This window comes from Microbacterium sp. BF1 (assembly GCF_019279095.1).
Lineage (GTDB): Bacteria > Actinomycetota > Actinomycetes > Actinomycetales > Microbacteriaceae > Microbacterium > Microbacterium maritypicum.
Genome location: NZ_JAGYWT010000090.1, coordinates 1 through 7,159 on the forward strand (window position 1 = coordinate 1; position 7,159 = coordinate 7,159).

Annotated in this window: 7 protein-coding genes; 5 read left to right on the forward strand and 2 right to left on the reverse strand. The window is 68.0% G+C overall.

The window, feature by feature from the left end; translation table 11 throughout:
• Window positions 1-235 precede the first annotated feature (235 nt).
• Window positions 236-943 (reverse strand): ZIP family metal transporter, encoded by a 708-nt coding sequence (locus KZA10_RS05090; protein ID WP_055871679.1) that lies wholly within the window; start codon window positions 941-943, stop codon window positions 236-238.
• 136 nt (window positions 944-1,079) lie between these two features.
• On the reverse strand, window positions 1,080-1,565 hold the full coding sequence (locus KZA10_RS05095) for a hypothetical protein (protein ID WP_218682336.1): 486 nt from the start codon (window positions 1,563-1,565) through the stop codon (window positions 1,080-1,082).
• An 84-nt stretch (window positions 1,566-1,649) separates the two neighbouring features.
• Between KZA10_RS05095 and KZA10_RS05100 the strand changes: the two genes are divergently transcribed.
• From KZA10_RS05100 to KZA10_RS05120, 5 genes are all read left to right on the forward strand, one after another.
• Window positions 1,650-1,880: an AbrB/MazE/SpoVT family DNA-binding domain-containing protein gene (locus KZA10_RS05100; protein ID WP_229778774.1), complete on the forward strand. Its 231-nt coding sequence runs from the start codon at window positions 1,650-1,652 to the stop codon at window positions 1,878-1,880.
• Window positions 1,864-2,280, forward strand: a complete 417-nt coding sequence (locus tag KZA10_RS05105) for a PIN domain-containing protein (RefSeq protein WP_028501274.1) — start codon at window positions 1,864-1,866, stop codon at window positions 2,278-2,280. Before KZA10_RS05100 ends, KZA10_RS05105 begins: the two co-directional genes overlap by 17 nt.
• Window positions 2,281-2,342: 62 nt before the next feature.
• The gene (gene argG / locus KZA10_RS05110) at window positions 2,343-3,788 is read left to right on the forward strand and encodes an argininosuccinate synthase (protein WP_055871670.1); all 1,446 of its coding nucleotides are present in this window, start codon (window positions 2,343-2,345) and stop codon (window positions 3,786-3,788) included.
• A 329-nt stretch (window positions 3,789-4,117) separates the two neighbouring features.
• On the forward strand, window positions 4,118-6,784 hold the full coding sequence (locus tag KZA10_RS05115; RefSeq protein ID WP_218682338.1) for a penicillin acylase family protein: 2,667 nt from the start codon (window positions 4,118-4,120) through the stop codon (window positions 6,782-6,784).
• 60 nt (window positions 6,785-6,844) lie between these two features.
• On the forward strand, window positions 6,845-7,159 hold a 315-nt coding region (locus KZA10_RS05120), incomplete at its 3' end, for an alpha/beta hydrolase (protein WP_308289589.1).

Consider the following 7,159-nt stretch of genomic DNA (forward strand, 5'->3'; position numbering starts at 1 on the left):
ATGAAGAACCAGACGTGCGAGACGACGATCGCGACAATCACGAGGGCCCCGACTCCGATCGCTGCCCGGTTCAGAACCTTGAGGGCACCGTGTTCGTCGCTCGCCTTCATCACGCGGCCGAGAGCGAACACATCGACACCATCACGGGTCGCAGTGTGAAACGGGACCAGTTCCGCGGCAAGGACTGACCCGGGGCCGGATCTCGGCTCACGGATCTGCTCTCACGGATCTGCTCTCACGACGCGAGAGCCAACCCCGCGGCGAGCGCGAAGCCCAGCACGGTCGCGAGTCCTGTCGACTCCTTGGCCTTGGACTGCGCCTCGGGGACCATCGAGTCGACCAACATCACCAGCAGCGCCCCGGCAGCGAAGCCGCTCGCCGCCGCACGGAACTCGTCGCCGGTGACACTCGCGAGACCGAATCCCGCAACCGTCGCGACAGCGCAGATCACGGCCACGCCCGCCCAGAGCAGCAGCACCCGCGACTTCGCCATGCCGCCTTCGAGCAGGTCGGCGGCCGAACCGATCGACTCCGGCAGGTTCGAGACCAGGATGGCGACCACGAGCGCGATGCTGACGGGTTCGCCGGATGCGAGCCCGATGCCGAGCACCAGCTGCTCAGGGATGCCGTCGAGCAGTGCCCCCACGGCGAGCTGGCCTCCGCCCGCCTTCTCCTTGGCCTTCGCGGCTCGGGCGTCGAGGATGCGGTCGGCGATGTAGTAGCTGATCGCTCCCGCCGCGACGCCGATCACGAGAGGGATGGGACCGGCGAGGTCGAGTCCCTCCTCCCAGAGTTCGAAGGCGATCGAGGCCATCAGCGCGCCTGCGCCGAAACCCAGCACGATGCCGAGCCAGCGCGGCGGCCAGGTGCGCAGCAGCGCGAGCACCGCTCCGACGAACAGCGGCGCCGCCGCGACCAGACCCCACAGGATCGCTCCACCCATGTCCGACCTCCGTGCGCCCTACTCTCCCACTTCTGCGGCGCTCTGCCACCCTGGCGTCGCCGAGGACGGCGACGTGTCGCGTGACGGCGACGGGAGTTCCTTCCCCGCTGCGCCTGGCGCGCCACGAAGATGTCGTTCAGTCGGAGTAGTCGGCGTTCGGGGTGACGAACGTCGCCGTGTACTCCTCGGTGCAGGGTGTCAGGACATAGACCTTGCCCCAACCCCAGCCCATGAGCATCGGATCGTCCTGGCTCAGACGCGTCTGCCGGTCGCCCGTCTCGATGACGACCCACCCCGCATCGTCCGTCCGCCAGCTGGCCTTCCCGACGACCGGGGTCACGTCACCGTCGAGACACACCCGCCCGTCGTCGAGCTCCCGTTCCTCGGTGCCGAGCATCAGCGCCGAGACCTCGGCTGTGCCGTCATCGTTGAGTGTGAAACCGGCGAGTTCCGAGGCCTCTTCGAAGCCGTGATACGTCGCGGGGAACGACAGGTGCGCCGCCATGTCCTGCCGCGCGAGCGTCGACCCGCGGAAGGTCTGAAACGCCGCGACGAGAAGCACGGCGAGGATCACGCCTCCCGCGACGAACCACCACAGTCCACGCAACCGTGCTCTCTGCATGCGGGCACTGTATCGATGCGTCCTGCGCGTATGCCGCCGATATGAAGCACTCCGCATCCGCCTTTCAAATGGTACCGTCATGGCATGAGGGCAACCATGGACAAGGCAGGCCGGATCGTGATTCCGGCCGCACTTCGCGAGCGCGTCGGATTGATCCCCGGCCCGGTCGATCTCATCCTCGACGGCAACGGCATTCGCATCGAGATCGATGCCCCGGACAACGTCGTCGAGAAGGATGGCCGTCTGGTCATCACAGGAGGACCGACACTCACCGTGGATGAGATCCGGGAGCTCCGACTTGCCGATCAGCGCTGATCTCCTCCTCGACACCAGCGCCGCGATCGCGCTGGTCCACGACCAGAATCCGGCACACGAACGCATACTCCAACTCACCCACGGTCGCGTCATCGGCCTCGCCGGGCACGCGTCCGTCGAGATGTACTCGGTACTGACGCGGATGCCGGGCGCCGCGCGCGTCAGTCCCGGTCGCGCGCAGGAGATCATCGAGCGGTCGTTCCCCGCTTCCGCACCGCTCTCGCCGACGTCGGCGGAGGCCGCGATCGCCACCTTCGCAGACGCGGGAATCGCAGGAGGATCGGTGTACGACGGACTCGTCGGCCTCGCCGCACGTGATGCCGCCATCACGCTTCTCACGTGCGACCGCCGCGCCATGGGCACGTATGCCGCGTTGCGGGTGGAGGTCCTCCTCGCCTGACGGGCTTTCGTCACTGTCATGCGAGACAGGGCGACACGCCGCCCGCGGATAGACTGGGAGCCATGTCCAAGGTCCTCCAGTCCCTGCCCGTCGGCGAGCGCGTCGGCATCGCCTTCTCCGGAGGACTCGACACCTCCGTCGCCGTCGCCTGGATGCGTGAGAAGGGCGCCGTGCCCTTCACCTACACCGGCGACCTCGGTCAGTACGACGAAGACGACATCGCATCGATCCCCGGTCGCGCGCTGGAGTACGGCGCCGAGGCCTCGCGGCTGATCGACTGCAAGACCGCCCTGGTCGAAGAGGGCTTCGTCGCCCTCTCCTGCGGCGCCTTCCACATCCGCTCCGGCGGCAAGACCTACTTCAACACGACGCCCCTCGGGCGCGCGGTCACCGGCACCATGCTGGTGCGCGCCATGAAGGAGGACGGCGTCGACATCTGGGGCGACGGCTCCACCTACAAGGGCAACGACATCGAGCGGTTCTACCGCTACGGCCTGCTCGCCAACCCGCGCCTGCGCATCTACAAGCCGTGGCTCGACGCCGACTTCGTCACCGAGCTCGGCGGCCGCAAGGAGATGAGCGACTGGCTCGTCGCCCGCGACTTCCCCTACCGTGACTCCGCCGAGAAGGCCTACTCGACCGACGCCAACATCTGGGGTGCGACGCACGAGGCGAAGACGCTCGAGCACCTGAACGTGTCGCTCGAGACCGTCGACCCCATCATGGGCGTCAAGTTCTGGGACCCGGCCGTCGCCATCGAGACCGAAGACGTCACTGTGACCTTCGAGGCCGGCCGCCCCGTCGCGATCAACGGCGTCGAGTACAGCGACCCGGTGGCCCTGGTCATGGAGGCCAACACGATCGGCGGACGCCACGGCCTCGGCATGAGCGACCAGATCGAGAACCGCATCATCGAGGCGAAGTCCCGCGGCATCTACGAGGCCCCGGCCATGTCGCTGCTGTTCATCGCCTACGAGCGCCTGGTCAACGGCATCCTGAACGAAGACACCCTCGCGACGTACCACGAGCAGGGTCGCCGCCTCGGTCGCCTCATGTACGAGGGGCGCTGGCTCGAGCCGCAGTCGCTCATGCTGCGCGAGTCGATCCAGCGCTGGGTCGGCCTCACGATCTCGGGCACCGTCACGATCCGTCTGCGCCGCGGCGACGACTGGACCATCCTCGACACCGTCTCGCCGAACCTCTCGTACGGCCCCGAGAAGCTGTCGATGGAGCGCGTCGGCGACGCGGCCTTCGGACCGGTCGACCGCATCGGCCAGCTCACGATGCGCAACCTCGACATCGCCGACTCGCGCGCACGCCTCGAGCAGTACGCGGGCCTCGGTCTCGTCGGAGGTGCAACCGGTGAGCTCGTCGGCCGCGTGACGGCGGGCGAGTCGAGTGAGATCACCGACTCGGTCCCCGGTTCGATCTCCGAAGCCGACGAGACTCTGGCCGGCGCCGTCGACTCCGCATCCGAGGGCGCGGCCTTCGACTCCGGAACCGACTGACCCGACGAACGAACGACGGATGCGCCGACGCCCTGAGGGTGTCGGCGCATTCGTGCGTCAGGCCACTCTGCTCGCCTCGGCGATCCGCGTCGCAGAGCGATCGATGATCCCCGGGAGCACGTCGTCGAACAGGAACAGGAGCGCGGTACGCCCCCATCGCGCAACGCGTGACGCCACACGACGCGGACGGAGCCGGCGGGGCACCCGTCGCCGAACGCCTCGCGGCGAGCGCCGGTGCGGATATGATGCGAAGGCGCGACCCTGAAACGCGCACTGGGGCTCGGTGGGACTGAGTTCCACCTGTCTACCCGAAAGAGTTCTCGACGATGATGACCGATTCGCAGGAATCCGCCGTACCTTCTCGCCCGTCGCTGGGCGTTCGCATCGGACGCATCGCGTTCCTCGTGGTCGCCGGAATCATCGTGATCGCCGTGGCTGCGGCGTTCTTCGTCACGTGGACGATCCAGCGCTCGTTCCCGCGGATCGACGGATCCGTCGAGCTCGACGGACTCACGGCCGAGGTCACGGTGCAGCGCGACGACCGCGGCATCCCGACCATCACCGCCGACTCGACCGACGACCTGTTCTACGCTCAGGGGTTCGTGCACGCGCAGGACCGCTTCTTCGAGATGGACTTCCGTCGCCATGTCACCGCCGGCCGCGTCGCCGAGATGTTCGGGGAGTCGCAGGCGGGGACCGATGCCTTTCTGCGCACGCTCGGCTGGCGCAAGGTCGCCGAGGCCGAGGTCGAGGCGATGGACGACACCACCCGCAGCTACTACGAGGCGTACGCGGATGGCGTGAACGCCTATCTGGCCTCGCGGTCGGGCGCCGAACTGTCGCTCGAGTACGCCGTGATCGGCCTGCAGAATCCCGACTACGCGCCCGAGCCCTGGGAGCCCGCGGATTCCGTGGCCTGGCTCAAGGCCATGGCCTGGGACCTCCGCGGCAACATCGAGGACGAGACCGAACGATCGCTCCTGGCAGCCGAGCTGAGCGGCGACACGGATGGCGAGGGCACGGATCCCACGGCGACCGAAGACACTCTCGCCAAGCTCTACCCCGACTACCCGTTCGACGAGAACCCCGTGATCGTCCCGAAGATCTCGACCGTTCCGACGCTCGGCACCGACGCGGAGCCTGCGGCGTTCACCCCCACCGAGACCGAGGGAGAAGTCCAGCAGGCCTCCACGACCATCGAATGGGAGGAGACGTCGAGCGTCATCGAGGCAGCGAGCGTTCTGGTGGGCGACGTCGGCGAGGGCATCGGCTCGAACTCCTGGGTCGTCTCCGGCGCCCTCACCGAGACCGGGATGCCCCTGCTCGCGAACGACCCGCACCTCGGAGCATCCCTCCCCTCGGTCTGGTACCAGGTGCAGTTGAAGTGCTCGACGGTGGACGAGGCGTGCCCGTTCGATGTCGGAGGCTTCTCGTTCTCAGGGCTCCCCGGCATCGTGATCGGCCACAACCAGAAGGTCGCCTGGGGGTTCACGAACCTCACCACCGACGTCACCGACCTCTACATCGAGCGCGTCGAAGGCGACCAGTACTGGCGCGACGGGGCACTGGTACCCCTCGAAGAGAGCACCGAGACGATCAAGGTCGCGGGCGGTGACGACATCGAGCTCACCATCCGCTCGACCGTGCACGGGCCCCTCATCTCGGGCCTCACCGACGACTTCACCGCGATCGCCGGCGACCCCGAACCCGCGCTCGAGGCTGAGGCCGCCGCCCCGACCGCCCCGGTCCCCGGTTCCGAGGACGACGCCGAGTACGCCGTGAGCCTCCGGTGGACGGCCCTGGACCCCGGCACCGCGGCGACCGCGATCTTCGCGCTCTCCACCGCGCAGGACTTCGAGGACTTCCGCTACGCCGCCTCGCTCTTCGACGTGCCGGCCCAGAACCTCATCTACGCCGACACCGAGGGCAACATCGGGTACCAGACGCCCGGTCGCCTCCCCATCCGCGGCGCCGGGGACGGATGGATGCCTCAGCCCGGATGGGACAGCAGCTACGACTGGACGGGCTTCATCCCGTTCGAGAAACTGCCGGTGTCGTACAACCCGAACTCCGGGTACATCGTGACCGCGAACAACGCGATCGTGACCGACGACTACGAGTACTTCCTCTCCCGGGACTGGGACTACGGCTACCGAGCGGCACGGATCGCCCACCTCATCGAACGGCGGGCGGCCGTCGCGCCCCTGACCGCGGAAGACATGCGCGAGATCCAGATGGACAACGAGATGTGGATCGGCACGCAGCTGGCGAGCGTCATGGGCGACGTCGACGTATCCGGCGCCGGTCCGACCGAGGCCGTCGAACTGCTGCAGGGATGGGACGCCCAGAACACGGCATCGTCGCCTGCCGCGGCCTATGCGAACGTGCTGTGGTCGAACCTGGTGCAGAATATCTTCGCCGAGCGCGCCCAGCCCCTCCCCATCGACGGTCAGGCCCGCCTCTTCACGGTCGTCTCCGCGATGCTGGCCGATCCCTCCGACCCGCTCTGGGTCAACGAGCAGATCGACGTCGACGGGATGGAGCAGATGCTGGCGCTGTCGGCGCAAGAGGCCTACGACGAGCTCGCGGCACTGCAGGGAACTACCGTCTCACGCTGGAACTGGGGCGACCTGCACGCGATCACCCTCACCAGCGACACGCTCGGCTCGTCGGGCATCGCGCCGATCGAAGCGCTCTTCAACCGAGGGCCGTTCCCGGTGGGCGGAGGTGCGTCCGTGGTGAATGCGACCGGGTGGGAGCTCGGCGTCTCGTACGCGACCACCACCGTGCCGTCGATGCGCATGGTGATCGATCTGTCAGATCTCGACGCGTCGACGTGGAACCACCTCACCGGTGCCTCCGGCCATGCCTACAACGAGCACTACACGGATCAGACGGCGGACTGGGCAGCAGGCATCCAGAAGCCGTGGGCGTACTCGGCGAAGGCGGTGAAGGCGGCTGCCGTCGACACTCTGGTGCTGACTCCGGCCGGCTGAGCGAACGGCGCGCGACGGCGTCCCGAGCGGCGCCTCAGGATGCTCGGCTACCGTTGGTGGGTGCCATCCAGCTATCTCGCCCCCAAGGGCACCTCCGTCACGCTCCTGGAGTTCGAGCACGGAGGTGCGACGCTCATCGCCGAGACGTTCGGCGATGGACCGCACACGTACCTTCTCCTGCACGGCATCGGCATGGGTCGCAGCGTCTACCTCGACGTCGTGCAGCGCCTGGAGGGGCGGGTCATCGCGGTCGATCTGCCCGGCTTCGGCGAAGCGCCCGAGCCCACGCGGACCCTCACGATGGAACGGCACGCCGACCTCGTCGCCGCCTACCTCCGACACGTGGACTCAGGCCCCGTCGTGGTGATCGGTCAC

Excerpts from the sequence above, each read along its gene's own strand:
- KZA10_RS05090 (WP_055871679.1), bottom strand. The coding sequence starts at position 943 with ATGGGTGGAGCGATCCTGTGGGGTCTGGTCGCGGCGGCGCCGCTGTTC.
- KZA10_RS05095 (WP_218682336.1), bottom strand. The coding sequence starts at position 1,565 with ATGCAGAGAGCACGGTTGCGTGGACTGTGGTGGTTCGTCGCGGGAGGC.
- KZA10_RS05100 (WP_229778774.1), top strand. The coding sequence starts at position 1,650 with ATGAGGGCAACCATGGACAAGGCAGGCCGGATCGTGATTCCGGCCGCA.
- argG (WP_055871670.1), top strand. The coding sequence starts at position 2,343 with ATGTCCAAGGTCCTCCAGTCCCTGCCCGTCGGCGAGCGCGTCGGCATC.
- KZA10_RS05115 (WP_218682338.1), top strand. The coding sequence starts at position 4,118 with ATGACCGATTCGCAGGAATCCGCCGTACCTTCTCGCCCGTCGCTGGGC.